Genomic DNA, 25,987 nt, shown 5'->3' with positions numbered 1-25,987 from the left:
TCTCATTGGGAATTTTTCTTCTTCCACTGGTGATAACCATCCTGGTCTAACACTTTTTCCATATAAATCGTCAGGTGGCCTTTACCCAGATTCGCCTGCCCGACTTCGTTAAAACCGTAATGCTTATACATGTCGATAAGCCAGGGGTGGCTCTGTACCGTGCCCAAAGAAACCGCGGGTGCCTTGAGTTGCCCTATCAGCACCGTTTCTTCCAGCCACTGCATCATCTGGCGGCCAAACCCCTGCCCTTTGTAGTTCGGGTGGGTGGCGAACCACCCCAAATGCGGCAAACCATACGGGCCAGGCTCCGGTCCCCAAGGGTAACGGATGCTAAAAGACGACACCATCACGCCGTCTTTTTCCAGCGCATAAACACCGTAGCGCGTAATATGGCGACGCACCATATCGATATCCGCCTCAGCCGCGGCAAAGTGAATGCCCAGTTGGCGAATCGGTTCATAGGCCGCCAACGCCAACGCCAGAAAGGCTTCGTCATCTTCCAGCGTGAGCTGGCGAAAAACCGTACTCATGTTTAACGCTCACTTACGCTGGCAGCAGACCAGAGTTGTCGGCATAACGAATCACTTCATCCACCTTTTGCGGTGCACAGCCCAAATAGTTGACCGGGTTCAGCCATGCGTCAAGTTCCTGCGCGGTAACCTGCGCCGACAGCACCGGGTCTTCCAGCAGCACCTCTTTGAAGTGACGGTTCTGTTCAAACGCCTTCATGGAGCACTCGTACACCAAATGGTGCGCGGTTTGTTTACCCATACGTTTGCCAATTTCAAACATCACTTTCTCAGAGAGCAACAGGCCGTTTTGCAGTTCTAGGTTCGCCAGCATCTGCTTTTCATTCACCGACATACCGCGCAGGATACCCAGCGCATTCTGCAACTGCGCAGAGAGGTAAATGTTCACTTCCGGCAGAGCGATCCACTCAGCGCGCCAGCTCATAGCGTCACGCTCATGTTCCACCTTCATGGACTCATGAATCAGCAATGCGCTTTTGAAAATGGGTGCGGTCAGGCTAGCCAGCCCTTCCAATGCCGCCGGGTTACGTTTGTGCGGCATGGTGGTGGAGCCAATTTTGCCTGCTGAGAACGGCTCTTCAACTTCGTTGATTTCCGTGCGCATCAGGTTATACAGCTCGTTGCCGATCTTGCCGAGCGTGCCGCTGATCAGCACCACTACAGAAGCATATTCGGAGAAACGATCGCGCGCGGACTGCCAGCCGATGTTCGGCGTACCCAGTCCCAGTTTATCCAACATCAGGCGCTCAATCTGCGGTCCCAGTTCGCCGAACGATGCATAGGTACCAATTGCGCCATTCACGTTACCCACCAGTACGCGGGCTTTGATTTCTTTCAGACGCTCCAGATGGCGAACAAACTCATCCAGCCATACCGCCAGTTTAAAGCCAAAGGTAGTCGGTAGCGCCTGCATGCCGTGGGTACGCCCCGTCATCGGCGTATGCTGATACTTTTTCGCCAGGCGTTTCAACTCAACCGCCATCAATTGCGTGTCGCGTTCGACAATGGCAAAAGCCTGCTGTAATTGCAGTACCGTAGCGGTATCCACGATATCTTGCGTGGTCACACCATAGTGAATGTATTCGCCCGCGTCGCCACACTGCTTTTGAATCGCGGTGATGGTGGGCATCAGGGAGTGCTTCATACGGACCGCGTCCTGCGCGATCTCTTCCACATTCAGTGCGCTTGCATCCGCTTTCGCGGCAATGGTTTGTGCGGCGTCGGCCGGGATAACGCCCAGTTCACCTTCGGCCAGCGCCAACGCAACTTCAACGTCAACCTGCTTCGTCAGGCGGTTATGTTCTGACCAGACAGCACGCATTTCGGGCGTGCCAAAGTTGTTCCCGATGAGGAGAAAATCAATGAGATGTGATGCCATAGCTTACTCGTTCGTTGGATGTGTCAGGCGGGATTTTTGTCGTCGTTCTAATCTTGGGAATATAGCATGCGACAAATCGGCCCCTATATATCTTCTGGATCTATCTTATATTCAGAAGATAGGAAGATAGATCGTTTACCACACATCCAGACGTAACGCTATATTGATATCCATCACATCCCGTAAAACCGCATCACTTGCTGTATTGCGTTGTTAATACAGCCCGTTGAATCGCCTCGGGTGCCAGCGAAAACGGCAGCAGTGCGGCGCTGGCAGCTGGGAATTTAAAGGTTTGAGACAGCGTATTGGCCAGTTCGGCATAGCGCGCTTCCGCCACTGGCAAGCGCGCGGGGGCATCATAGCGCTACAACTGTGCCAGCAAATCGGGATCGACCGAACCGTCGCCGCGCGCCACTAGCGACTGCACCCGCAAGCCATAGCCGACTTTCTCTCCGTGCAACCAGTCATGCAGTTCAGGAACGTGCGTCATTCGATTATGAATCGCATGGGCTACGCCGGGTGAAGGGGAGTCATCACGCATGCTGTTTGCCAATCCGGCCAGCGCGATATTGGCATCGATCACCTTTTGCAACGCCACGGTCACTTGCTGTTCGGCATTATCTCTCAGTGCCTGTTCGCCCCACTGTACAAAGGTATCGCGGGCGAGCGTCGCCACCTGAACCTTAAGGTTCAGCGCCAGATTATCTCCGTTTTTCGCCAGATAGGGCTGAAATTCATACCATTTAGCCAGCGCATCGACGATTCCGGCTTTCAGATAGCGCACATCGCTGCGGGCAATCACGTCACTGTCAACCAGCACCATCACCGGCATGTGTTGCAATACCTGCGTTCCCTGATGCCCACCCTGCTCATCATACAGAATACTGATCGGTGACCAGGCCGCGCAGGTGGCAGCGATGGTCGGCAAAGTGATCGCCTGACCGTTCTCCAGCCCGTCAGCGACCGCTTTGGCACAGTCCATCACGCATCCACCGCCAACACCGAGGACAACATGCACGCCACGTTGAGCAATTTCATGCTGATGGTGTGCAATCGCCTCGCGCGTGCATTCCCCTTCCAACAGATACACATCAAACTGCACGTCGGACTGCGTCAAACTGGTGGAGAGTGCACGTTCTACCGCTGCCCAGGCGGTGGGCTGGTCAACACAGCAATGTGACGAGAAAATGGCGCAACCAGTTCACCCACACGTGAAAGCAGGCCAGACTGGTGGTGATAGACACCGGGAGATTTGATAGCAAACACGGTAATTCCTTGATTTCTCTACACTGTGCCAACGCATACGCACAGGCTATCAGGCTATAAAGTGCAATAGTAAAAGCCTGTCAGCAGGTTGTAACCGATCAAATGGTCATAAGATATAACGTGAAGGTATAAAATCCTGTTTGTTTTTAATGATATAGTTTTCAAACAAACAGCGCTCCTTCACGTCCCCTCAATGTGCATCCCACTGTTGTTAGCCTGCCATTACCCTCAGAACTGATGAGCGCGTTGCAAATAGTTAACCCGATTTCGTTCTAAACTAGGAATGATGAAACAGGAACCTCATGATGAAAATCCAATTGACCCGCCACGTCAGTGCCGCACTGCTGACCCTGCTTGCCGCCGTGACGCTGGCTGGTTGCGATAATAACAAGAGTGAGGAAACGCAGAGTAAGGTGCTGCGCGTGGGCACGACGGGCCAAAGCTTCCCGGGTTCTTATAAAGAGAACGGCACGCTGGTCGGATACGATGTCGAGGTTGTGGAAACCATCGCTCGCGAATTGGGTTATCAGGTCACCTGGACTACGGCTGATTTCAGCGGACTGATGGGCCAGTTGGAGGCCGGAAAGCTGGATATCGTGGCCAATAATTTCATGAAAACCACCGAACGCCAGAAAAAATACAACTTCACCGACGCTTACCTCACTTACGCAACGCAAATCGTCACCAGCGTTGAGAACAAAGACATTCAGTCTCTGGACGATCTCAAGGGTAAAACCGTATCTGGCGTCTTAGGCTCGACCCATGTGACCAACCTGCGCAACGCCTTTCCCAACAATGACGTTACCATCCGCACCTATGAAACCCGCGACGGTGCAATGAATGATGCGATCAACAATCGCGTTCAAGGCTATGTCAATTCCCGCCCTATCCTGTTGGCAGAGATTAATAAACGTCACCTGCCGCTGAAACTAGTGGGTGAACCCATCTCCAATGAGCAAGTCACGTTCCCGTTTGCCAAAACAGCGGAAGGCGACAAGTTGCTGGCAGCATTCAATCAGAAGCTGCAACAGCTGCGTCAGAACGGCCAGTTAAAAGCCTTGGCTGAGAAGTATTTCGGCAGTGATAAAGTGCTGGAAGGCGGTAAAGCGGAATAAGCAATTTTCGCCCTCGCACAGCGGGGGCGCTTTCCACAGAAAGTGGTCGGCGAGAGAGGATTCGAACCTCCGACCCACTGGTCCCAAACCAGTTGCGCTACCAAGCTGCGCTACTCGCCGAAATGCTTTTTTTCAACGCCATCAGTGTATCACACTGACTGTTGATGATGTTCGTTGGTGCGAAGAGAGGGACTTGAACCCTCACGTCCGAAGGACACTAACACCTGAAGCTAGCGCGTCTACCAATTCCGCCACCTTCGCATACATTCACGAACATCTGAATCTGGGGTGGCTAATGGGACTCGAACCCACGACAACTGGAATCACAATCCAGGGCTCTACCAACTGAGCTATAGCCACCAATGTACTGCTTACAACTAACGATAAAACCGGTACGTCCCTTACGGTGAATTGTACCACCGCAGCTCTTGCACACAATTCTTGTAAAAAAAGTTATTGGTGCGCCCGACAGGATTCGAACCTGAGACCTCTGCCTCCGGAGGGCAGCGCTCTATCCAGCTGAGCTACGGGCGCATAGCGCCGTTGCGGGTGGGGATAGTACGGATTTAATCTCTGCCTGTCTAGTGCTTTTTTTATCGAAATGATGCGTTTGCTTATGCTTTGCGCATTTCGTACCGAAAACACACAGTCAGCGACGATCCCCACCCATCAATCAGGCTTCGGGTGCCGTTAATGCCTGCTTTTTGCGCCCTTCCAGCATGGCATAAATCACGCTAACCACGGCAAGAAACGCCATCCCCACCAATAAGGACATCCGCGTGTCTTCATTGATGTACATTCCCACCAATACACACAGCAGGAAGGCCATAGTCAGATAGTTTACCCACGGAAACAGCACGGATTTGAACGGATGCCCTGCTAATTGTGCCTGATGCTGCTGGCGAAAACGTATTTGGCTTATCAGTACCACAAACCACGGCACCATGCCCGGCAGCACGCTGGCGCTGTAGACATAGACGAACACTTTTTCCGGGTTGGGAATAATGTAGTTTAACGCCGAACCTAACAGCAGACAAAAAATAGAGACGGCAACACCTGCCGCAGGCACGCCGCTGGCCATGACTTTGCCTATCCAGGTCGGTAGCTGACGGTTGTTTGCCAGTGAATAAAGCATACGGCCACAGCTGTACATCCCGCTGTTACAGCCTGAAAGCGCAGCGGTCAGCACCACAAAGTTGATGATACCTGCCGCAGCGGTAATCCCGATTTTGGCAAAGGTCAGCACAAACGGGCTGCCGGCAGTGCCAATTTCATTCCATGGGAAAATGGTGACGATGATAAAAATGGCACCCACATAGAAAATCAGAATACGCCACAAGATGTTATTAATCGCGCGCCGCAGGGTAATTTTGGGGTTCTTGGCTTCACCGGCAGTGATCCCAACCAGCTCAACGCCCTGATAAGAGGCCACCACCAGACACAGCGCAAACAACAGCCCTTTCCAGCCACCCGCCAGGAAGCCGCCGTGCTCGGTCAAATTGGCAAAGCCGGTCGCCTGACCGTGGTTGCCAATACCAAAAAAGATAATGCCAACGCCAACGACAATCATCACAATAATGGTGGTGATTTTAATCATGGCAAACCAGAACTCGATTTCACCGTACAAACGCACAGCGGCCAGGTTGGCTAGCGCCACCAGCGCCACGCACACGATAGCGGGGATCCACTGCGGCAGTTCCGGGAACCAGTACTGCACATAAACGCCGATGGCGGTGATTTCGGAAATCCCAACCACCATCCACATAAACCAGTAACCCCACGCGGTGAGATAGCCAAAAAACGGGCTCATGTATTTATGCGCATACACGGCAAAGGAGCCGGTGACCGGTTCCATATAGAGCATTTCGCCCATTGAGCGCATGATAAAGAAAACGAATATCCCGGCAACGATATAGGCTAGCAGCACAGAGGGGCCGGCCCACTTCAATGCGCTCGCCGCGCCCATAAACAACCCAACGCCAATCGTTCCGCCAAGCGCGATCAGCTCAATATGTCGCGCCTCAAGCCCACGGTGGAGCTTGCCTTGCGTTTCCTCATTTGCCATAGATCCTCAGTCTTAAATGTTGTGTTTTCCTCCCGGTTTCATACCGGGTTTTATCGTGCCCATCCCGCTATTGAGCGGGTTCGCACATTTTAGGCAGCATATCCTTCTGCATTTTTACCTGATTAGCAAATAGTCATTTAAAATCAAATGAGAATAACAATTTTGTTTTAAGAGCCAATCATCATAACCAATACCGATGGCTCAGCAGAGAAGAACGCCGTTACAGGCGACCGCTGAAGTAGTAGGCGAGGAATTTTAATAGCTTAATCTGACGCGTAATGCGGCTGGGTTGGCTCAACAACCGGTAGAGCCACTCCAACCCCATACGCTGCCACGCCAGAGGAGCGCGTTTCACTTGCCCGGTGAAGACGTCGTAAGTGCCTCCCACGCCCATATAAAGCGCCTGCGGATGGTAACGGCGACAATCACGCATCAGTATCTCCTGGCGAGGGGAGCCCATCGCCACCGTAACGATACGCGCCCCGCTGGCTCGCACCCGTTCAAACACCGCATCGCGCTGTTCGGGAGGGAAATAACCATCCTGACTTCCAACGATATTCACCTGCCACTGCGCCCTCAGTTTCTCTGAGGTCTGGCGCAGTATCGCCGGTTTTCCGCCCAGCAAAAAAACCGGGGTGCCTTCCGCACCGGCTTTTTGCATCAGCGCCTCCCACAAATCAGCGCCAGCGACACGCGTCACCTGCGCCTGCACCTGCGGATATTTACGCCGAATGGCGCGCACAATACTGATACCATCGGCATACTTGTATTCGGCCTCGGCAATCAAATCCCACAGCGGCTTATACTGCTCGGCTGCCAATACTTTCTCGGCGTTGATTGCCACTAACGTGCCGGCTTTGACCTCTCTCTCAGCGAAAAGGTACGCCAGACAGGCTGCCTGGTCCGCAAACCCGTGCAGCGGGATATTGCGAATGCGATAAAGCGGGACAGAAGCGGGATTTTCCATGAGGATTCCTTATGGCGTATCCGGAGTTTGTGGAGTCAAGGCAGCAGGTGCCGTATGCGAACGCGTCCAACGCTGACGAATCAGGCCCGCACGTTCAAACAGCCAATACAGCAGCTTCGCCACCAGCACGCACAGCCCAAACACCAGGATAAAAAACACCACGCGCGACACAAAAGCATCGCCGCCTTCTCGCACCAACACTATCAGGTTAAAGATGGCACCAAAGCAGAAACTTTGCAGCACCGCTGCGCTGTAGCGATTCTGGCTGAGACGACCCGATTCATACAGGGCATCAAACCACTTGACGATGAGGCCGACCACGATAGCACCGAGCGGAATAAACAACACGCCGCCCATCACCACCAGCGATCCCAGCAACGTAGGCGAAATCGCCAACCCGGAGTGGTTATTGAGCACTTCCCAGGTGAAGTAATTAGCGCTGTTGAGCACCAGATTGGGACGAGCGGGCCACAGCCAGGACGGAATAAAGACATAAAAATCACGCACGATGGGGGCTAGCCCCTGAAATTCGATGTCACCGTAGTGTTGCCACAGCAGCGCCAAATTTTCCCACGGCGAGAAGGTATCGCGTGTCAGATAAAGGAAGGTGTAAAACGCTTCCGCACTGCTTACGTCCAGACTGTAGCGTTTTAACGCCAGCCAGAACATGGCGGTCACGCCCACCGCCCCCGCCGCGACCAGCATCCATAGCGTGATCCAACCGCGCTGGATGCCGATAAACAAGAACAGGGCAAAAGCGATAATGATATTCGCCCGCGTACCGCCGACAATCAGGTAGGTCAGTATCCCGAACCCGACGGTGCCCACCAGAAACAGCAGCCAGGCACGGCGCGTTTGGTGCAGGAAATAGACCACCAGCATGGCGGGGATAAAAAAATAGAAGAAGCGCTTCAGGGCAACGCCCGAGACCTCGCTGGAAAAAATCTGGCTGTAGGTGCGCAGTTTGAACAACAAAAAACCGTTGTTGATAAAGAAGATAGCCACTGTCACCACGGCCACCAGCGCCAGCAATAGCCACGTCAGGTGCGTTTCGATGCGATTCATCACGAGCCAGGGTTCGCCGGGCGGTCGGCGTTGCGCCCGCAGACGAGTTTTATAAGCCACGTAATAGATGGCGTAAAACGCGGTTGCTGACAGCAGCGCCTGAAGTAAATAGGTCGCGGGCACCACTGCCACATTGAATTTGAACGCCAGCAGGCAGGTAAAGGGAAAACCGAAATAGAACGTCAGCAGAAACAGTATTGAGAACAGTACGTTAAAGTTAAATCGTACTCGACGAAACTCCTGCCAGGTCAAAAAAAGAATAAAACTGACGGCAAACAGATACACCACGACCAAGCCGCCGAATTCACCCTGTGTCATCGCTTCGTCTCCGCCGCCAACGTCAAGGCATCGAGCCATCCTCGCTGGTAGTTAGGCTGGAAGAACGCGATGCGGCGCTGATCCACGCTGGCGATCTGACGTTGCGCTTCACGCACCACCGCTTCCGTCAACGTATCGCCGTAAAACAGCACCGGTAAATGCTGTTCGGCCAGATCCTGCCAGAAGGGGTTCTTCCGGCTGATGACAAAGGGCACACCGCACTGAATCAGCAGGCAAAGCGTGCCTATGCCTTGCTGACGCGGGAAGATAAATACGCCGAGATCGCAACTGCGCAACATATTCAGGTAATCATCGAACGCTAACTGTTCACGCAGCAACTGGAACTGCTTCGTGCCAAACAGCGTTTCACCTTCCTGCGCCACCTGATTGATATAGTCTTCATTGTTTGCGGGATATCCCATGGGGACAATCACCCGCACCTGCGGCCCCAGTTGCTGATGAATGGCCCGCAGCGCTTCGATATGCCGATTGCTCTTATCGCCGGAATTACCCACCAGCACCGTCATCGGTCCAGCCAGCGGCTTGGTCACGGTCTCTTCCGTCAGCGCCGGGTTCATTTTGGTGGGGAAATAAAGCAAGGAGGCGGGCACATCCGCATGCCGCTGCCGATAAAAATCCAGATCGCCGCGTGTGGCAAATACATGACCGATACGCCCCTGAGCCATGCGACGCAGCAGGTAAAACAGGCGATGTTTCCACTGTGTGGCCTCTTCATACAGATCCGCACCCCACACATGCCAATAGGCCTGGGCCGGTTTGATACGTCGCCCCAACAACGCCAGCCAAATCCACGGATTGAACTGTCCGTGGAAAAAAAACCGCGTCTGTCTATCGGTCCGCGCCTGCGTCACCACCACCTGCGCCAACGCACGTTTATCGGCATAGCAGGTTAACGTCAACCTAGGAAAAGCCTGCGGCAAGCCCTCATCACCGGATACCAACATAAAATGCGTGACCACGGGAGCAGGCAGTTGCGTTGCCAGCACGTCATGGAAGAAGCGCAGCAGCGTCTGGTTATGATGCGGGATATCCGATCCCAGCACGTGAATCAGTGTCGTCATGGTCGCCTACAGTAAATAAGAAAAACACAACAGCACAGGAAAAAGTAAACCACATAGGTCAACATATAGGCTTGCGTGGCCCCCAATGCGCCGTGGCGCGGAATCAGCCACTGGGAGAAACCACTCAGCAACAGAAACTGGCTCAGTTCCGCCAGCAGATAAAAACGCAGCGCCGCTTTGGCAATCACCAGATAACCAAAGACATAGGCCCCCACTTTCATCACATCCCCCACCAGTTGCCAGGCGAAGAGATCGCGCATCGGCACAAACTGCGGGGAAAACAGCAGCCAGATAGCCACATCACGCAGTAACCAAATAGCGAGACTGACAGCTGCCACCGCGGGGATAACAAACCGCAACGCGCGGCCGATCTCTCGTGCAATAGCCGGTTTTTCCTGCAACCGCGCCAGCGTCGGCAATAAATAGACCGAAAACGCGGCGGTGATAAATTGCAGGTAGGCATCGGATATCGAGCTCACCCCCTGCCACAAGCCGACCGCGTCCCACCCGGCATGCGCCGCGAGCACGTTACGCATCATGATATAGGCAACGGGTACCGTTACCGCCGTCATCACCGCCATCAGGGTAAATTTCCCTAATTGCGTGGCGAACGCGCGATCCCATACCGGACGCAAATGCCGCCAACGCAACGGGGTGCGCCGCAACATCAACACACCGGCGGGCAGCGCGATCAACGCCGGTACCAGCGCCAACCCCACCAGCGCACCAGCGTAACCCCCCAGCAGAAAGCAGGCAACAAACGCCACCAGCCCAATCAGGCTGCCCCCGACAATCGCCAGCGCATTGCCCTGTGCGTCCCGATACCCTTTCAGGATAGCCAAAAAGAAGTTGGCGCAGGCAATACCCATTTGCAGCAACGCCAGCAGGCGGATCACGTCACGATAGCGATCGTCGCCAAACAGCGCCGTGGCTATCGGCCCTGCTGCCAGCACAAAGAGGAGCGCTAACGCCGATGAAAAGAGCGCAATAAGCGTCGCTGACGTCCCCAAAACCTGTTGCAACGGCTCAGGCTGCTGCTGGTGGCACGCCACCAGCATGATCACACCATTAAATATTCCCGCGCCTGACAGCACGCCCAACACCGTGATCAGTTGACGGTAATTCCCCGCCTGCCCCACGCCGCTCGGGCCGAAGGCCACTGCCAGCAATTTGATAACCACCAGGCCAATGGCGATTTTGACCAGCGTCGAACCCGCCGTCCATAAGGACGCTTTTGCCAATGACATGTCAGGAAAAGAAGCTCAGGATGGTGTTGATCACCGTACGCTGATTCACATCAGACAGATTATAAAACAGCGGCAACCGGACCAGTCGCTCGCTTTCCCGCGTGGTGTAACGATCTTCACCAGAAAAACGCCCGAAGCGCAGCCCCGCAGGTGACGTATGCAGCGGAATATAGTGAAACACCGTCAGGATGTCCGCATCCTTCATGTCGTGAATAAACGCGGCGCGATCGTCAATATCGCGCAGCTTGAGGTAAAACAGGTGCGCATTGTGCTGGCAGTGTGCCGGCAGCGTGGGCAGCGTGACGCGCCCGACCTCCACCAGCGGGCGGAAAGCATCACAATAGTTATGCCACAGGCGTAAACGTCGTTCGTTGATGCGCCCGGCGGCTTCCAACTGCCCCCACAGGTAGGCAGCCTGAATATCCGCCATCAGGTAGCTGGAGCCGATATCGCGCCAGGTATATTTATCGGCCTGACCGCGAAAGAACTGGTTGCGGTTGGTGCCTTTCTCGCGGATGATTTCCGCCCGTTCAACCAACGCGGGGTCGTTGATCAGTGTGGCACCGCCTTCACCGCCGGACGTGTAGTTTTTGGTTTCATGAAAGCTGAAGCAGCCAATGTGGCCAATCGCCCCCAACGGACGCCCTTTGTAGCGCGCCATCACCCCTTGCGCGGCATCCTCCACCACCCATAGATCGTACTTTTCCGCCAGCGCCATAATGGCGTCCATCTCGCACGCCACACCGGCATAGTGCACTGGCACGATGGCACGGGTCTTGTCGGTAATCGCCGCTTCAATTTTGCTTTCATCGATGTTCAGCGTATCCGGGCGTACATCGACATAAACGATGGTTGCCCCACGCAGCACAAAGGCATTGGCGGTGGAAACGAAGGTGTAGCTGGGCATGATCACTTCATCTCCCGGCTGAATATCCAGCAGGATGGCAGCCATTTCCAGCGATGCGGTACAGGAGGGGGTCAACAACACCTTCTTGCTGCCAGAATAGTGCTCCAGCCATTGCTGGCAGCGGCGAGTAAAACCGCCGTCACCACACAGCTTGCCGCTGCTTATGGCGGCCTGCATATAGTCCAGTTCGGTACCCACAACCGGGGGAGCGTTAAAGGGAATCATGCGGTCTCCTGTAAAACCAATGCGCCGTGTCATGAATCTGCGCGCCAGAGCGTTGATAAAGGCGCAGCGCGCGCGTATTACCCAACTGCGTAGCCACCCACAGGTGCGCCACGTGCCGCTGTTGGCACCAGTGCCTTGCCAGTGCCATAAGCGGCATGCCCACCCCACCGGGAGTGCCCGGCCACGCGGCCAGAAGGCCGATGCGCGCCTGGTCCGTCTGTGTTTGGCGCAGTGTCACCCAACCACGTGGCGCGCCCTGCGCGTCGTGTGCAATCAGGCAAACATCGTCAAAGGTGCCACGTACCGCGTTTTCCACCCATTGCGCATAAAAACGACCGCTGTCCGCAGCGTGATACCAGGGTGTGCGAAATCGACTCTGCGAAAAAACGCGCGAAGCGGCATCACGCAGCGGCGCAATATCTGCGGTATCCGCCACGCGCCAGGCCGGAAGCACCACCTCGCCAGAATCGATGGGCAGGCAAAAATCCACTTCGCTCTCTGCCAGTTGGAAACCTCCGGCAGAGAGCGCATCGATCGTCGCCAGATCGCTGGCAGCGACCTTGGCCTGCACCACGGCATACGCGGTCAACGCCTCAGATGTCAGCACTGGCGCATCATCACTGAACGACAGGCGCGCGCTGGGGAGGGCGAAAAAATCGCTTTCCCACGCTAACGGCATCAGATGCGCACGGATCGTGACTGTCATCGCCTCTCCTGTAATGGCCTGCACGCTGCTGTTACTGGCACACGGGCACGACAAACGCGTCGATTATGCGTCCAGCCCCAACCGTTCTCCGGTATAGGAGCCATCCTGCACACTGCGCCACCAGGCTTCGTTGTTCAGATACCACAGCACCGTTTTACGCATGCCGGTTTCAAACGTTTCCTGTGGTTTCCAATCCAGCTCCCGCGCCATTTTGCTGGCATCGATGGCATAACGCATGTCATGTCCGGGTCGGTCATTCACGCAGGTAATCAGATCGCGATAATGGGTTACACCCGCCGGTTTTTGCGGTGCCAGTTCTTCCAGCAGATCGCACAGGGTATGCACCACGTCGAGGTTTTTACGCTCGTTATGGCCGCCGATATTGTAGGTTTCCCCGATTTCACCCGCCGTCACCACGCGGTAAAGCGCACGCGCATGATCTTCAACAAACAGCCAGTCACGGATCTGCGCACCGTTGCCATACACGGGCAGCGGCTTACCGGATAATGCGTTGAGGATCATCAGCGGAATCAATTTTTCCGGGAAGTGGTAAGGACCGTAGTTATTGGAGCAGTTGGTGATGATCGTCGGCAGCCCATAGGTGCGCATCCAGGCACGTACTAGATGGTCGCTGGAGGCTTTGGATGCGGAATAAGGGCTGCTGGGCGCATACGGCGTGGTTTCGGTGAACAGATCGTCCGTACCATGCAGATCGCCAAACACCTCATCGGTGGAAATATGGTGGAAACGGAAAGCAGCTTTTTTCTCGTCATCCAGCGCGTTCCAGTAGTGGCGCGCCGCTTCCAGCATCTGATAGGTACCGACGATATTGGTTTCAATAAACGCCGCCGGACCATCGATCGAACGGTCAACGTGACTTTCCGCCGCCAGATGCATCACCAAATCCGGCTGATACGTGGCAAATACCCGATCCAACGCGAGACGATCGCAGATATCAACCTGCTCGAACGCAAAACGGTCGCTAGCCGCCACCGGCGCCAATGACGCCAGATTACCGGCATATGTCAGCTTATCGACCACCACGACGCTGTCTTGCGTTTCCGTTACCAGATAGCGTACCAGCGCGGATCCAATAAACCCTGCGCCGCCTGTCACCAAAATACGTTTCAACACCATACTCCTTTCGTGTCTACAATCCACTGTTGTTTTATCTTTTCAGGTTCTATCGCGCGGAATGCGCGGTGATCGACCAGCATCACCACCACATCCGCCTCACGCAACGCCGTCGGCAATTCGGTCAACGTGACCAACCCGGTCAAACGTGGCGGCAACGCAGCCACATTGGGCTCCACGGCCAGCGTCGTGCCGCTGTGCCACTGCGCAATCATCTCGGTAATCCCGACCGCCGGGCTTTCGCGCAAATCGTCAATATCCGGCTTAAACGCCAGCCCAAAACAGGCGATGGTCACGTCACTGGCACGTTTTCCGCTCTGCACCAGACAATCCGCTACCGCCATTTTGACGCGATCGACCACCCACAACGACTTACCGTCGTTCACCAACCGCGCCGTGTGTATCAAACGCGCCTGCTGCGGATTTTGCGCCACGATAAACCACGGGTCTACCGCGATGCAATGACCGCCAACGCCGGGGCCGGGCTGAAGGATATTCACACGCGGGTGACGATTCGCCAGACGAATCAATTCCCATACGTTGATACCCTGTTCAGCGCAAATCAGCGACAGCTCGTTGGCAAAGGCGATATTCACGTCACGGAAGCTGTTTTCCGTCAGTTTACACATCTCGGCCGTGCGCGCGTCGGTTTCAACGCACTCACCTTCAAGAAAAATCTTGTACAACGCGCTGGCGTGCGCGGCACAGGCTGGCGTCATGCCGCCAATCACCCGGTCATTTTTCACGAGTTCCACCACGACCTGCCCAGGCAATACCCGCTCCGGGCAGTAAGCGATGTGAATATCGGCATCGTCCCCGGCGTACTGCGGGAAGGTCAGATCGGGCCGGGTATCGGCCAGCCACGCCGCCATCTGCTTCGTAGCGCCAACGGGACAGGTGGATTCAAGCACCACCAGCGCACCGGGTTGCAGCACCGGTGCAATCGCCGCTGCCGCGGCCTGTACATAGCTCAAATCCGGTTCGTGCCCCTCTTTAAACGGCGTCGGCACAGCGATCAGAAAGGCATCGGCCGTCTCGGGTTTGTGCGTTGCCGTCAAATAACCGTTTTCCACAGCGGCCTTAACCATGGCCCCCAGATCGGGTTCAACGATATGAATCTCACCGCGATTGATGGTTTCCACCGCGTGGCGATTAACGTCCACGCCAATCACCTGTTTTTTCCGTGAGGCAAACGCGGCTGCGGTCGGCAGACCGATATAGCCCAGCCCAACCACCACTATTTTATTGATTGTCATTGCGTTAGTTGTCATGGTGTTGCTCATTGTCGTGTAACCAAAGGGTTCTTCAGTGCGGCAATAATACGCTGACAGGCGGTGCCGTCACCGAACGGGTTATGCGCCCGGCTCATGGCCTGATACGCCGCATTGTCGGTCAGCAGTTGCGACACCGCGTCCAGAATCGTCGCCACCTCTGTGCCAACCAACCGCACCGTTCCCGCGTCCACGGCCTCTGGCCGCTCTGTTGTCTCGCGCATCACCAGCACGGGCACGCCCAGCGAGGGGGCCTCCTCCTGAATACCGCCAGAATCGGTTAAAATCAGGTACGACCGGTTCATCAGGTAAACAAACGGCAAGTACTCCTGCGGCGCGATCAGAAACACGTTATCAATGCCGCTTAAAATACGATTTACCGGCTCACGCACATTCGGGTTCAGGTGCACGGGATACAGAATCTGCGCCTCCGGGTGGCGACGGGCAATGCTCGCCAACGCCGTGCAAATACGCTCGAACCCGCCGCCAAAGTTTTCACGGCGATGCCCGGTGACCAGAATCAGTTTTTTATTCGCATCCAGAAAACCGTAGTGGGTATCCAGGGAGTGGCGCAATGTTTCATCGCCAAGAATACGATCGCGCACCCAGAATAGCGCATCGATAACCGTATTTCCCGTCACCAGGATCTGCCGGTCGCCGAGGTTTTCCCACAGCAGGTTATCACGCGCCCGCTCGGTTGGCGCAAAGTGGTACGTCGCCAAATGGCCGGTCAGCTTACGGTTGGCCTCTTCAGGCCACGGCGAATAGAGATTGCCCGTGCGCAACCCGGCCTCCACATGAGCGACGGGAATACGCTGATGCAGCGCCGCAAGGCTGGCGGCCAGCGTGGTGGTGGTATCACCATGCACCAGCACCAGATCGGGTTTGAACGCCGTCAATACCGGTTCCAGTCCTTCCAGAATGCGGCAAGTGACCTCACTCAGCCCCTGGCCTGGCTGCATAATGTTCAGATCATAATCCGGCGTAATAGCAAATAAACGCAGCACCTGATCCAGCATCTCCCGGTGCTGGGCTGTTACGCATATTTTCGATTCAAAGGCTTCATCTTGAGCCAGAGCATAAACCAGAGGGGCCATTTTGATGGCTTCTGGACGGGTGCCGAAAATAGTCAACACTTTCACTATGAATCTCTTTCATCAGGTTAGGGGCTGCCCTTTCAGGCGGCATAAACGGTCAATCCACCCACCGCTGAGGTTTACAGCGAACCAATGCAATGCCCGCCCCGGTTAATGCACCGATAGCGCCCCACATCACCATCAAGAACAGGCGACGCGGACTGTCTCGCTTCACCGGCTCCTCCGGCGTGCGCAGATAACGGTAGGTCTGCAACGCCGCATCGAGCGTTGGCTCAACGCTTAACGTCGCCAACATGGCGCGATTTTGGTCATAATCGATGTCGTAGCGCGGCCCACTGGCCTGCAAGGACTCCAATTGCGCCTGTAACATCGGACTCCCCAACAGGAAAAGTTCTGAAGGCGGCAATTCTTCCGCAGGGGTATCGGTCTGACTGCGGCTTATCCCCTGCTGTTGCGCAATTTTTAGCGCCATCTTCACGCTATTCAGGTCGCGATCGAAAATAGCCTGCGCGACCGCTTCCTGACGCTGAATCTGCGACTGCAAAAAGACCTTACGTGCCGCCCAGGCACCTTTCAGCTCACCGTTAAGGTGCTGTGCGGCGCGCTGACTGGCAAACTCGATATAGTCGCGCAACAGGCGATTGGCGGCAGGCGCGTTGTCCGCCGTCAGGCGCACGCTGTCGAAGGTCTTTTTGCCGTCGTCACGCGGGGTAAACTGGATGTCGGCGATCAGCTCGTCCAGCAAGGCCGCATCCGCTTTGGCATCACCTTCCTGATGCGATTTATAGTAGTCGCTCTGTAGCCAGAAATCGCGCCGGGTATCATACGCGGCAACCTGCATGACAAACTCGTCGTAAACCTTGGCTGACACCGACAGCGCCTCGGGCGGCAGTGACGCAAAAGCTTTGGCATCCAGATTGCGTAAGAACTGCTGTTGCGGATAATAACCGCCCAGCCGCGTGACGCCAGGCCGGTCCGTTATTGCCGTAGCGCTCCACTCCTGGCGTGCAAGATAGGAATACCCTAACGCCACCAGCGCGAAAGCCAGTGCTACGCCGGCAATCCAGAATTTGCCTCGCCACAACGCACCGCACAGGCCGCGAATGTCCAGCTCATTCTCAATACCGGCACCCGCAGTCGTCACGCGGTAATGGGCTTCGCCAGAGGTTCCGTTAGCAGGGTTTTCGTGTTTCATTACTTCCCCAAAGTGATGTGGTTTCAAGTTGAGTGTCGATGATTGTCGTTACGGTGCGTTCGACGCTTGATGCGTTTCAGAAAGCGCGCCACGCGCCATGCCCGTTTCAGGCAATAGTCGTAAAGCCCAAAGGCCAGTAAAAACAGCACCAACATGGCCCATTCAGGAATGAAAGAGAAATACTCTCCGGCCATACCGATACCCGCCAACAGCACCGCGGCCACGGTGATCAACACAAAAGCCTGATGCGGTGTAAACCCGGCGCGCATCAGTAAGTGATGGATATGCTGACGATCCGGCGCAAAGGGGCTCATCCCTCGGCGCAAGCGACGGTACATGATGGCAACCATGTCCATCAGCGGGATGGCGATCAGCCACAGTGCCGTTACCGGGTTAATCGGATGGTATTTGCCCTGCGTGGATTGCATCATGATCCAGATGGCGGTGAACCCTATCATGGTGCTGCCTGCATCGCCCATAAACACTTTATAGCGGCGGCCAAAAAAACCGAGGTTGAGTAAGATGTACGGCAGCGTGGCCGCAATCATGGCAAAGCACCACAGCGCCAAATTGTGGTGACCGTAACCGTAGAGCAGGATACCCATCGCGCCGAACGACACCACGGAAAGGCCACCGAGCAGACCGTCGATGCCGTCGACCATGTTAAACGCGTTAATGGCCGCCCACACGGCAAACAGCGTCACCAGATAGCCCAATGGCCCCAGCACCATATCCCACTGGCCAAACAACTCTCCCAGATTGCGCAATGAGAGATGCGCGAACACCATCATGGCGATGGCCACCAGCGCCTGAACCAGCGCACGGATTTTGACACTGATATCAAAGCGATCGTCCAATGCCCCGACAAACACCAAAATACCGGCGCACAGCAGGTAAAAGCGGAAATGGGGAATGTAGTAGTCGGTGACTAGGAAGGTAAAGCACAGGCCAGCATAAACGGAAATGCCCCCCACCAACGGGATCAGACCTTGGTGACGTTTACGCTGATTGGGACGATCGACAAGGCCCAACGGCCCCGCCACGCGACGGGCCAGGAATAGAAAAGCCAGAGAAAACAAGAAAATCAATAATAACTCTAGACGCATAGCGAGTAAGTTTACCGTTTATGGCTACAAGCCGCCGCAGGCTGCCACGGCGAAGCATGGTCCGCCATAACAGGGCCGTTCACCACAACATCATTATGCGGCCGGCGGTATCGCGCGGGCATGCACAGGACAAGCACTCGCAACAGGATTATGATGACGCCATCAAATCAGTGCGTACCATAACGGAAAGCATGACGCCGGGATATCCTAGAATACTCTAGAAAAACACCCTGTAGTGTAAAGGTCGGTAAGTTCCTAAAAAAAACGCCACGACCCGCGTGGCGTTTTCCCCGAGAACACTGCCTGCTTATGAACGCTTCATCATGTCGAAGAATTCATCGTTGGTTTTGGTCATCGCCAACTTGTTGATCAGGAACTCCATTGCATCGATCTCGCCCATCGGGTGAATGATTTTGCGCAGGATCCACATTTTTTGCAGCTCTTCGGAGGTGGTAAGCAGCTCTTCTTTACGCGTACCGGAACGGTTGTAGTCGATAGCCGGGAACACACGCTTCTCAGCGATTTTACGCGCCAGATGCAGTTCCATGTTACCTGTACCTTTAAACTCTTCGTAAATCACTTCGTCCATCTTCGAGCCGGTATCTACCAGCGCGGTGGCGATAATGGTCAGGCTACCGCCCTCTTCCACGTTACGCGCAGCACCAAAGAAGCGTTTCGGACGGTGCAGGGCGTTGGCATCCACACCACCGGTCAGCACTTTGCCAGACGCCGGTACCACGGTGTTGTAGGCACGCGCCAGACGGGTGATGGAGTCCAGCAGGATGATAACGTCTTTTTTGTGCTCGACCAGGCGCTTGGCCTTTTCAATCACCATTTCAGCAACCTGAACGTGGCGAGAGGCAGGCTCGTCAAAGGTAGACGCCACCACTTCCCCTTTCACCAGACGTTGCATCTCGGTTACTTCTTCCGGACGTTCGTCGATAAGCAGCACCATCAGCACGCAATCAGGGTGATTATACGCGATGCTCTGCGCAATATTTTGCAGCAGCATGGTTTTACCGGCTTTCGGCGGTGCCACGATCAAACCACGTTGACCACGGCCAATCGGAGACGCCAAATCCAATACGCGTGCTGTCAGGTCTTCTGTTGAACCATTACCGCGTTCCATACGCAAACGTGAGTTGGCATGCAGCGGAGTGAGGTTTTCGAACAGGATCTTGTTGCGGGCGTTTTCAGGTTTGTCGTAATTGACTTCGTTGACTTTCAACAAGGCAAAATAGCGTTCCCCTTCTTTGGGAGGACGAATCTTGCCTGAAATGGTGTCACCAGTACGAAGATTAAAACGGCGGATTTGGCTGGGAGAAACGTAGATATCATCAGGGCCGGCGAGGTAGGAGCTGTCTGCGGAGCGGAGGAAACCGAAACCATCCTGCAAGATTTCCAGCACGCCATCGCCGAAAATATCTTCGCCACTTTTTGCGTGCTGCTTCAAAATGGCGAAAATAATATCCTGCTTGCGCATACGAGCCTGGTTTTCCAGCCCCATGTTTTCGCCAAGAGTAATTAACTCAGAAACTGGCGTATTCTTTAATTCGGTAAGATTCATAGTGGTGGGTTCTTAAACTCGGGGTAAATCTCGAACAATTAACGTGAATGGGATGGCAAGGGTCACCGTGCCACTATCATATACCGCCCTCAATCACACCATTCTGTTTGGCTTGATACGTGAACGTGTTACACGTTGACCACGCAAGCCCGATACAAAACGACGGCAAGAGATCGAAGACACCTGAAACCAATTAATGTAATACTTTTAGATTGCCTGACCACGCTACGGATTCTTATGCCGTGTTTGTGCGATTTGTTGTCACGAACGGGCAGCGTTAAGGTATAGACAGCGAGTAATGCTATAGATTCAAACTTTCAGGCTTAAGCCTGTGAGGCTTAAACATAGGCAAGTACGATATGCAGTACTGATGAATCTAGCACGCTTCATGACGTGCGGCAAGCGGTCAATACGAGAAATCCACACTGACCGCTTTGTGCGATGAAATAGCGTTGATAAATCTATCAGGCATTACAGATTGGTGTTCAAAAAATCTTTCAACTGGCCTTTGGACGGCGCGCCTACTTTCGTTGCCGCCACTTCACCGTTCTTGAACAGCAGCAGGGTCGGGATGCCACGGATGCCATATTTCGGCGCAGTCGCCGGATTTTCATCAATGTTAAGCTTGGCAACGGTGATGCGACCTTCGAATTCATCAGCGATTTCATCGAGAATGGGAGCGATAATTTTGCAGGGACCACACCATTCGGCCCAAAAATCAACCAGTGTTGCCCCTTCGGCCTGCAACACGTCCGTTTCGAAGCTGTCGTCTGTCAGGTGAATAATTTTATCGCTCATTTTTTACTCCGCAGGATTATCTTTAGCGAGTTGGTGTAGCATTAACCAACAAAGCTTGACTTTATTTCACTGTATACGCTTTCGTAAAGCAATAGTTAGCTGGTATTCTACCACACTATGAGCAAAACACACTTGACTGAACAGAAGTTTTCCGACTTCGCGCTGCACCCGCAGGTAATCAAATCCCTTGAAAATAAAGGGTTTTATAACTGCACGCCCATCCAGGCACTCGCACTACCTCTCGCCCTTGATGGTCGGGACGTCGCGGGTCAGGCGCAAACCGGAACTGGCAAGACGCTGGCATTTCTGGCGTCTACTTTCCACTATCTCTTGTCGCATCCTGCTTCGGCAGAGCGTCAAACCAACCAGCCGCGCGCACTGATCATGGCCCCCACTCGCGAGTTGGCCGTGCAAATCCACGCTGATGCACAGGCGCTGGCAGAATCGACAGGCTTGAAACTGGGTCTGGCTTACGGCGGAGACGGTTACGATAAGCAGCTTAAAGTACTGGAGCAGGGTGTTGATATCCTTATCGGTACCACAGGCCGCTTGATCGACTACGCCAAGCAGAATCATATTAACCTTGGTGCCATTCAGGTTGTGGTGCTGGATGAAGCCGACAGAATGTACGATCTGGGCTTTATCAAAGATATTCGCTGGCTGTTCCGCCGCATGCCGCCGGTAACGCAGCGCTTGAACATGCTGTTCTCCGCCACGTTGTCATACCGTGTGCGTGAGTTGGCGTTTGAACAGATGAACAACGCCGAGTACGTTGAAGTGGAGCCGGAGCAGAAAACCGGGCACCGCATCAAGGAAGAGCTGTTCTATCCGTCAAACGAAGAGAAGATGCGCCTGCTGCAAACGTTGCTGGAAGAAGAGTGGCCGGACCGCTGCATCATCTTCGCTAACACCAAGCATCGCTGCGAAGACATCTGGGGCCATCTGGCTGCGGACGGCCATCGCGTGGGTCTGCTGACTGGCGACGTAGCGCAGAAAAAACGCCTGCGCATTCTGGATGACTTCACGCAGGGCAACCTGGATATTCTGGTCGCCACCGATGTTGCGGCGCGCGGTCTGCATATTCCGGCTGTCACTCACGTATTCAACTATGACTTGCCGGACGATTGCGAAGACTATGTGCACCGCATCGGCCGTACCGGACGTGCCGGTGCCAGCGGTTTCTCCATCAGCCTGGCCTGTGAAGAGTATGCGCTGAACCTGCCTGCCATTGAGCAATATACGGGCCATTCAATCCCGGTAAGCAAATACGATAGCGATGCTCTGATGACCAATCTGCCCGCGCCGAAGCGCTTGCCCCGCACGCGCACCAGCAGTGGCCCGCGTCGCAGTGGCCCGCCACGTCGTAGCGGCGCACCGCGCGGCAACCGTAAAAGACCGAGTTAAGCATCCATGCTAAATGCTTCCTCGCTGTATGCGGCGATCGATCTGGGCTCGAACAGCTTCCATATGCTGGTGGTGCGGGAGAGCGCTGGCAGCATTCAAACGCTAGCGCGCATTAAACGTAAAGTGCGTTTGGCTGCGGGATTGGATCGTGATAACCGCTTGTCACAGGAAGCCATGCAGCGCGGCTGGCAGTGCTTACGCCTGTTTTCCGAACGCTTGCAAGATATCCCTCAGACGCAAACCCGCGTTGTCGCGACGGCGACCCTGCGGCTTGCCACCAATGCCGATGAATTTCTAGCGCAGGCGCAGCAGATCCTGGGTTTGCCGATTCAAGTCATCAGCGGTGAAGAAGAAGCGCGCCTGATTTATCAGGGCGTGGCCCACACCACCGGCGGCCCGGAACAACGTCTGGTGGTGGATATCGGCGGTGGCAGTACCGAACTGGCGACCGGAACCGCCGCACAGGCCACACAGTTACTCAGTTTGCCCATGGGATGCGTGACCTGGCTGGAGCGTTATTTCAGCGATCGCACCCTGACAGCGGAAAATTTTGCCCGTGCTGAACAGGCTGCCGGTGACATGATACGCCCCGTGGCCGCCCAACTGCGTGCGCAGGGGTGGCAAGTGTGCGTGGGCGCATCCGGTACCGTACAAGCGTTGCAAGAGATTATGGTGGCTGCGGGCATGGACGAGCACATTACGCTCGACAAGCTGCGCGCCCTGAAAGAGCATGCCATCGCGTGCCATAAGCTGGAAGAGCTGGAAATTGACGGCCTGACGTTAGAGCGGGCGCTGGTGTTCCCCAGCGGATTGTCCATTCTGTTGGCGATTTTCCAGGAGCTTGGCATTCAGAGTATGACATTGGCCGGTGGCGCACTGCGCGAAGGCCTGGTATACGGGATGCTGCACCTGCCCGTAGAGCAGGATATTCGCCAGCGCACGCTGCTCAATCTGCAACGCCGCTACCTGTTAGACGGTGAACAGGGCCAGCGTGTCAGCACATTAGCCGACAATTTCCTGCACCAACTGGCGCAGGATTGGCCGTTGGATCACCGATGTCGCGAGTTGCTGCACAGCGCCGGTTTTCTGCATGAAATCGGCTTGGCCATTGATTTTCGCAATGCTCCGCAACACGCCGCCTATCTCATACGCAACAGCGATCTTCCCGGTTTCACACCGGCACAGAAAAAATTGCTGGCTATTCTGGTGTTAAATCAGAGTGGTGCGCTCGATCTTCAGTCATTGAATCAGCAAAACGCCGTACCCGTACTGCCTGCGCAGCGCTTATGCCGTTTGTTGCGACTGGCGATTATTTTCGCCAGCCGTCGCCGTGATGACACCTTGCCTGACAGCATCTTGCGGGCGGACGACGATACCCTGCACATCCAGCTACCTGCTGGCTGGCTGGCCGCCCATCCCCTGCGCGCAGAAGCGCTGGAGCAGGAAAGCCGTTGGCAGGGCTATGCCCACTGGCCGCTGGTGATTGAGGAAGCCGCGCCGTAACAGCGGGGCATTACTCCTTATCGCGCGCCTGCGCCAGTTGCGCGCGCAGATTCGCCAGATGGCTTTGCCCCTTTTGCATCCGCTCTTGCGCGCTGACCACTTTGCGCGCTGTTTCCCATTGCAGATCGTCCTGCGGCAGTTCCAGCAAGAAACGGCTGGGTTCTGGCCGCACCAGTTCGCCATACTGGCGACGCTCTTTGCACAGGGTAAAAACCAGTTCACGCTGCGCCCGTGTGATACCGACATACGCCAGGCGACGCTCTTCATCGACATTGTCTTCGTCAATGCTGCTCTGGTGCGGCAGTAGTCCCTCCTCCATCCCCACCAGATACACATAGGGAAATTCCAACCCTTTGGAGGCGTGCAGGGTCATCAGTTGCACCTGATCCACCTCTTCTTCGCTTTCGCCGCGCTCCATCATATCGCGCAGGGTGAACCTCGTTACCACCTGTGTCAGCGTCATCGGTTCATCGAGCTCCGAGCCTGCCAGCATTTCCGTCATCCAGCTAAACAGCTGATTGACGTTTTTCATACGCATTTCCGCCGCTTTCGGGCTGGTTGAGGTTTCATACAGCCAGCTTTCATAATCCAGCCCGTGAATGAGGTCGCGCACCGCCACCACCGGTTCTCGCTCAGCCTGCTGGGCAATTTCCCGCATCCAGTGGGTAAACCGTTGCAGTGAGGACAACCCACGGCCAGACAGGTGTGCCTCCAGCCCCAAATCAAAACTGGCGGTAAACAGGCTTTTGTTGCGCACATTGGCCCACTCCCCCAGTTTCTGTAGCGTCGCGGGGCCAATTTCTCGTTTAGGAGTGTTGACGATGCGCAGAAAGGCGCTGTCGTCATCCGCGTTGGTCAAAACACGCAGATAGGCCAACAGATCTTTGATTTCAGGACGAGAAAAGAAGGAGGTACCGCCGGAGATGCGATAGGGAATGCGGTTTTGCATCAGCATCTTTTCAAACAGTCGCGACTGATGGTTGCCACGATAGAGGATGGCATAGTCACTGTACTGCGTCTTGTTGATAAAGTGATGGGCAATCAGTTCGCCCACCACCCGTTCCGCCTCGTGGTCTTCATTGTTGGCGTTGATCACCTTCAGTTCACTGCCGTAACCCAGTTCCGAAAAGAGTTTTTTTTCAAATAAGTGTGGGTTATTGGCGATCAGGATGTTGGCCGCTTTGAGAATACGGCCCGAAGAACGGTAATTTTGCTCCAGCTTGATCACTTCAAGCTGAGGGAAATCCTGTGAAAGCAGCACCAGGTTTTGCGGACGGGCACCGCGCCAAGAGTAGATAGATTGGTCGTCATCTCCGACCACGGTAAAGCGCGCACGTGCACCAACCAGCAGTCTGATCAGTTCATACTGGCTGGTGTTGGTGTCCTGATACTCATCCACCAGCAGGTAGCGCAAGCGGTTTTGCCAGCGCTCACGCACCTCTTCATTGCGCTTGAACAGCAGCGTTGGCAACAGGATCAGATCGTCAAAATCCAGTACGTTACAGGCGCGCAAGTGGTCGTGATACAGGCCATAACAGTGCGCAAACAGCTTATCGCGCTCCGACTGCGCCGATGCCGCCGCCTGCGCCGGGTCCATCAGATCGTTTTTCCAGTTGGAAATGGTGGAGGTCAACTGCTGTAGCTGGGTTTTATCCCCTTCCAACCAGGTTTCCGTCAGTTCATTGAGCAGCGCGGCCTGATCCTGATCGTCAAACAGCGAGAAGTTCGCCTTCATGCCCAACGCGGCATATTCCCGTTTAATGACCTCCAGCCCCAGGGTGTGGAAGGTGGCGATCAGCAACCCGCGCGTCTCTTTGCGCCCTAAGGTCTGCGCCACGCGCGCTTTCATTTCCCGTGCGGCCTTGTTGGTAAAGGTCACCGCGGCGATATGACGCGCCTGATAGCCGCACTGACGGATCAGATGAGCAATCTTGTTGGTGATAACGCGCGTTTTGCCTGATCCCGCGCCAGCCAGCACCAGACAAGGGCCGGTGACAAATTCGACAGCATGTTGTTGACTGGGATTCAGGCGCATGACGTT

The 25,987-nt window shown here is 55.0% G+C and carries 20 protein-coding genes, 4 tRNA genes and 1 pseudogene; 3 read left to right on the top strand and 22 right to left on the bottom strand.

The genetic code is table 11. The features are described 5' to 3' along the window. Positions 1-2: 2 nt before the first annotated feature. From ACTBDZ_RS00200 to ACTBDZ_RS00190, 3 genes and pseudogenes are all read right to left on the bottom strand, one after another. Positions 3-530, bottom strand: coding sequence for a GNAT family N-acetyltransferase (locus tag ACTBDZ_RS00200; RefSeq protein WP_438813755.1), 528 nt, complete (start codon positions 528-530; stop codon positions 3-5). 13 nt (positions 531-543) lie between these two features. Continuing rightward, the gene (purB, locus tag ACTBDZ_RS00195) at positions 544-1,908 is read right to left on the bottom strand and encodes an adenylosuccinate lyase (RefSeq protein ID WP_438813754.1); all 1,365 of its coding nucleotides are present in this window, start codon (positions 1,906-1,908) and stop codon (positions 544-546) included. A 193-nt stretch (positions 1,909-2,101) separates the two neighbouring features. Beyond that, positions 2,102-3,174 (bottom strand): annotated as a pseudogene (locus ACTBDZ_RS00190) (iron-containing alcohol dehydrogenase family protein). 305 nt (positions 3,175-3,479) lie between these two features. Between ACTBDZ_RS00190 and ACTBDZ_RS00185 the strand changes: the two are divergent. Continuing rightward, entirely contained in the window at positions 3,480-4,289 is an 810-nt protein-coding gene (locus ACTBDZ_RS00185; RefSeq protein WP_438813759.1) for a transporter substrate-binding domain-containing protein, read from the top strand. Positions 4,290-4,332: 43 nt separating this feature from the next. Here the strand turns inward: ACTBDZ_RS00185 and ACTBDZ_RS00180 are convergent. The 18 genes from ACTBDZ_RS00180 to trxA all read right to left on the bottom strand — a co-directional run bounded on the left by ACTBDZ_RS00180 (position 4,333) and on the right by trxA (position 21,039). Further along, a tRNA-Pro gene (locus ACTBDZ_RS00180) sits at positions 4,333-4,409 on the bottom strand. A 55-nt stretch (positions 4,410-4,464) separates the two neighbouring features. Beyond that, positions 4,465-4,550 (bottom strand) — tRNA-Leu (locus ACTBDZ_RS00175). A 23-nt stretch (positions 4,551-4,573) separates the two neighbouring features. Then, positions 4,574-4,649 (bottom strand) — tRNA-His (locus ACTBDZ_RS00170). A gap of 97 nt (positions 4,650-4,746) precedes the next feature. After that, positions 4,747-4,823, bottom strand: a tRNA-Arg gene (locus ACTBDZ_RS00165). A 139-nt stretch (positions 4,824-4,962) separates the two neighbouring features. Further along, complete coding sequence (gene thrP, locus ACTBDZ_RS00160; protein ID WP_438813753.1) at positions 4,963-6,354, bottom strand: bifunctional threonine/serine APC transporter ThrP; 1,392 nt, start codon at positions 6,352-6,354, stop codon at positions 4,963-4,965. Positions 6,355-6,574: 220 nt separating this feature from the next. Then, positions 6,575-7,321: a lipopolysaccharide N-acetylmannosaminouronosyltransferase gene (wecG, locus tag ACTBDZ_RS00155; RefSeq protein ID WP_438813752.1), complete on the bottom strand. Its 747-nt coding sequence runs from the start codon at positions 7,319-7,321 to the stop codon at positions 6,575-6,577. Positions 7,322-7,330: 9 nt separating this feature from the next. Further along, positions 7,331-8,704: an ECA oligosaccharide polymerase gene (gene wzyE, locus ACTBDZ_RS00150; RefSeq protein WP_438813751.1), complete on the bottom strand. Its 1,374-nt coding sequence runs from the start codon at positions 8,702-8,704 to the stop codon at positions 7,331-7,333. Beyond that, positions 8,701-9,786, bottom strand: coding sequence for a TDP-N-acetylfucosamine:lipid II N-acetylfucosaminyltransferase (locus ACTBDZ_RS00145; protein WP_438813750.1), 1,086 nt, complete (start codon positions 9,784-9,786; stop codon positions 8,701-8,703). Before ACTBDZ_RS00145 ends, wzyE begins: the two co-directional genes overlap by 4 nt. Beyond that, positions 9,783-11,033 (bottom strand): lipid III flippase WzxE, encoded by a 1,251-nt coding sequence (wzxE, locus tag ACTBDZ_RS00140; RefSeq protein WP_438813749.1) that lies wholly within the window; start codon positions 11,031-11,033, stop codon positions 9,783-9,785. Before wzxE ends, ACTBDZ_RS00145 begins: the two co-directional genes overlap by 4 nt. Position 11,034: 1 nt before the next feature. After that, a complete protein-coding gene (rffA, locus tag ACTBDZ_RS00135) occupies positions 11,035-12,165 on the bottom strand; it encodes a dTDP-4-amino-4,6-dideoxygalactose transaminase (protein WP_438813748.1) in 1,131 nt (376 codons plus the stop codon). Further along, complete coding sequence (gene rffC, locus ACTBDZ_RS00130) at positions 12,152-12,871, bottom strand: dTDP-4-amino-4,6-dideoxy-D-galactose acyltransferase (RefSeq protein ID WP_438813747.1); 720 nt, start codon at positions 12,869-12,871, stop codon at positions 12,152-12,154. Before rffC ends, rffA begins: the two co-directional genes overlap by 14 nt. A 63-nt stretch (positions 12,872-12,934) precedes the next feature. After that, complete coding sequence (gene rffG / locus ACTBDZ_RS00125; RefSeq protein ID WP_438813746.1) at positions 12,935-14,008, bottom strand: dTDP-glucose 4,6-dehydratase; 1,074 nt, start codon at positions 14,006-14,008, stop codon at positions 12,935-12,937. Continuing rightward, positions 13,999-15,261 (bottom strand): UDP-N-acetyl-D-mannosamine dehydrogenase, encoded by a 1,263-nt coding sequence (gene wecC, locus ACTBDZ_RS00120; protein ID WP_438813758.1) that lies wholly within the window; start codon positions 15,259-15,261, stop codon positions 13,999-14,001. Before wecC ends, rffG begins: the two co-directional genes overlap by 10 nt. Positions 15,262-15,284: 23 nt before the next feature. Then, positions 15,285-16,418: a non-hydrolyzing UDP-N-acetylglucosamine 2-epimerase gene (wecB, locus tag ACTBDZ_RS00115; protein WP_438813745.1), complete on the bottom strand. Its 1,134-nt coding sequence runs from the start codon at positions 16,416-16,418 to the stop codon at positions 15,285-15,287. Between the two features lie 52 nt (positions 16,419-16,470). Beyond that, a complete protein-coding gene (gene wzzE, locus ACTBDZ_RS00110) occupies positions 16,471-17,568 on the bottom strand; it encodes an ECA polysaccharide chain length modulation protein (protein ID WP_438813744.1) in 1,098 nt (365 codons plus the stop codon). Positions 17,569-17,591: 23 nt separating this feature from the next. After that, positions 17,592-18,674 (bottom strand): UDP-N-acetylglucosamine--undecaprenyl-phosphate N-acetylglucosaminephosphotransferase, encoded by a 1,083-nt coding sequence (gene wecA, locus ACTBDZ_RS00105; protein ID WP_438813743.1) that lies wholly within the window; start codon positions 18,672-18,674, stop codon positions 17,592-17,594. A 307-nt stretch (positions 18,675-18,981) separates the two neighbouring features. Next, a complete protein-coding gene (rho, locus tag ACTBDZ_RS00100) occupies positions 18,982-20,241 on the bottom strand; it encodes a transcription termination factor Rho (RefSeq protein ID WP_010283881.1) in 1,260 nt (419 codons plus the stop codon). Positions 20,242-20,712: 471 nt separating this feature from the next. Further along, entirely contained in the window at positions 20,713-21,039 is a 327-nt protein-coding gene (trxA, locus tag ACTBDZ_RS00095; protein ID WP_438813742.1) for a thioredoxin TrxA, read from the bottom strand. Between the two features lie 117 nt (positions 21,040-21,156). On the opposite strand from trxA, the gene rhlB reads away from it, so the two are divergent. After that, positions 21,157-22,443: an ATP-dependent RNA helicase RhlB gene (gene rhlB, locus ACTBDZ_RS00090; protein ID WP_438813741.1), complete on the top strand. Its 1,287-nt coding sequence runs from the start codon at positions 21,157-21,159 to the stop codon at positions 22,441-22,443. Positions 22,444-22,449: 6 nt separating this feature from the next. After that, the gene (gene gppA / locus ACTBDZ_RS00085; RefSeq protein WP_438813740.1) at positions 22,450-23,946 is read left to right on the top strand and encodes a guanosine-5'-triphosphate,3'-diphosphate diphosphatase; all 1,497 of its coding nucleotides are present in this window, start codon (positions 22,450-22,452) and stop codon (positions 23,944-23,946) included. A 10-nt stretch (positions 23,947-23,956) separates the two neighbouring features. Here the strand turns inward: gppA and rep are convergent, their stop codons facing one another. Then, positions 23,957-25,981, bottom strand: a complete 2,025-nt coding sequence (gene rep, locus ACTBDZ_RS00080) for a DNA helicase Rep (RefSeq protein ID WP_438813739.1) — start codon at positions 25,979-25,981, stop codon at positions 23,957-23,959. Between the last annotated feature and the right edge of the window lie 6 nt (positions 25,982-25,987).

This window comes from Symbiopectobacterium sp., assembly GCF_051710365.1.
In the GTDB taxonomy this organism is placed as follows: domain Bacteria; phylum Pseudomonadota; class Gammaproteobacteria; order Enterobacterales; family Enterobacteriaceae; genus Symbiopectobacterium.
This window is presented reverse-complemented; position numbering and strand designations above follow the sequence as displayed.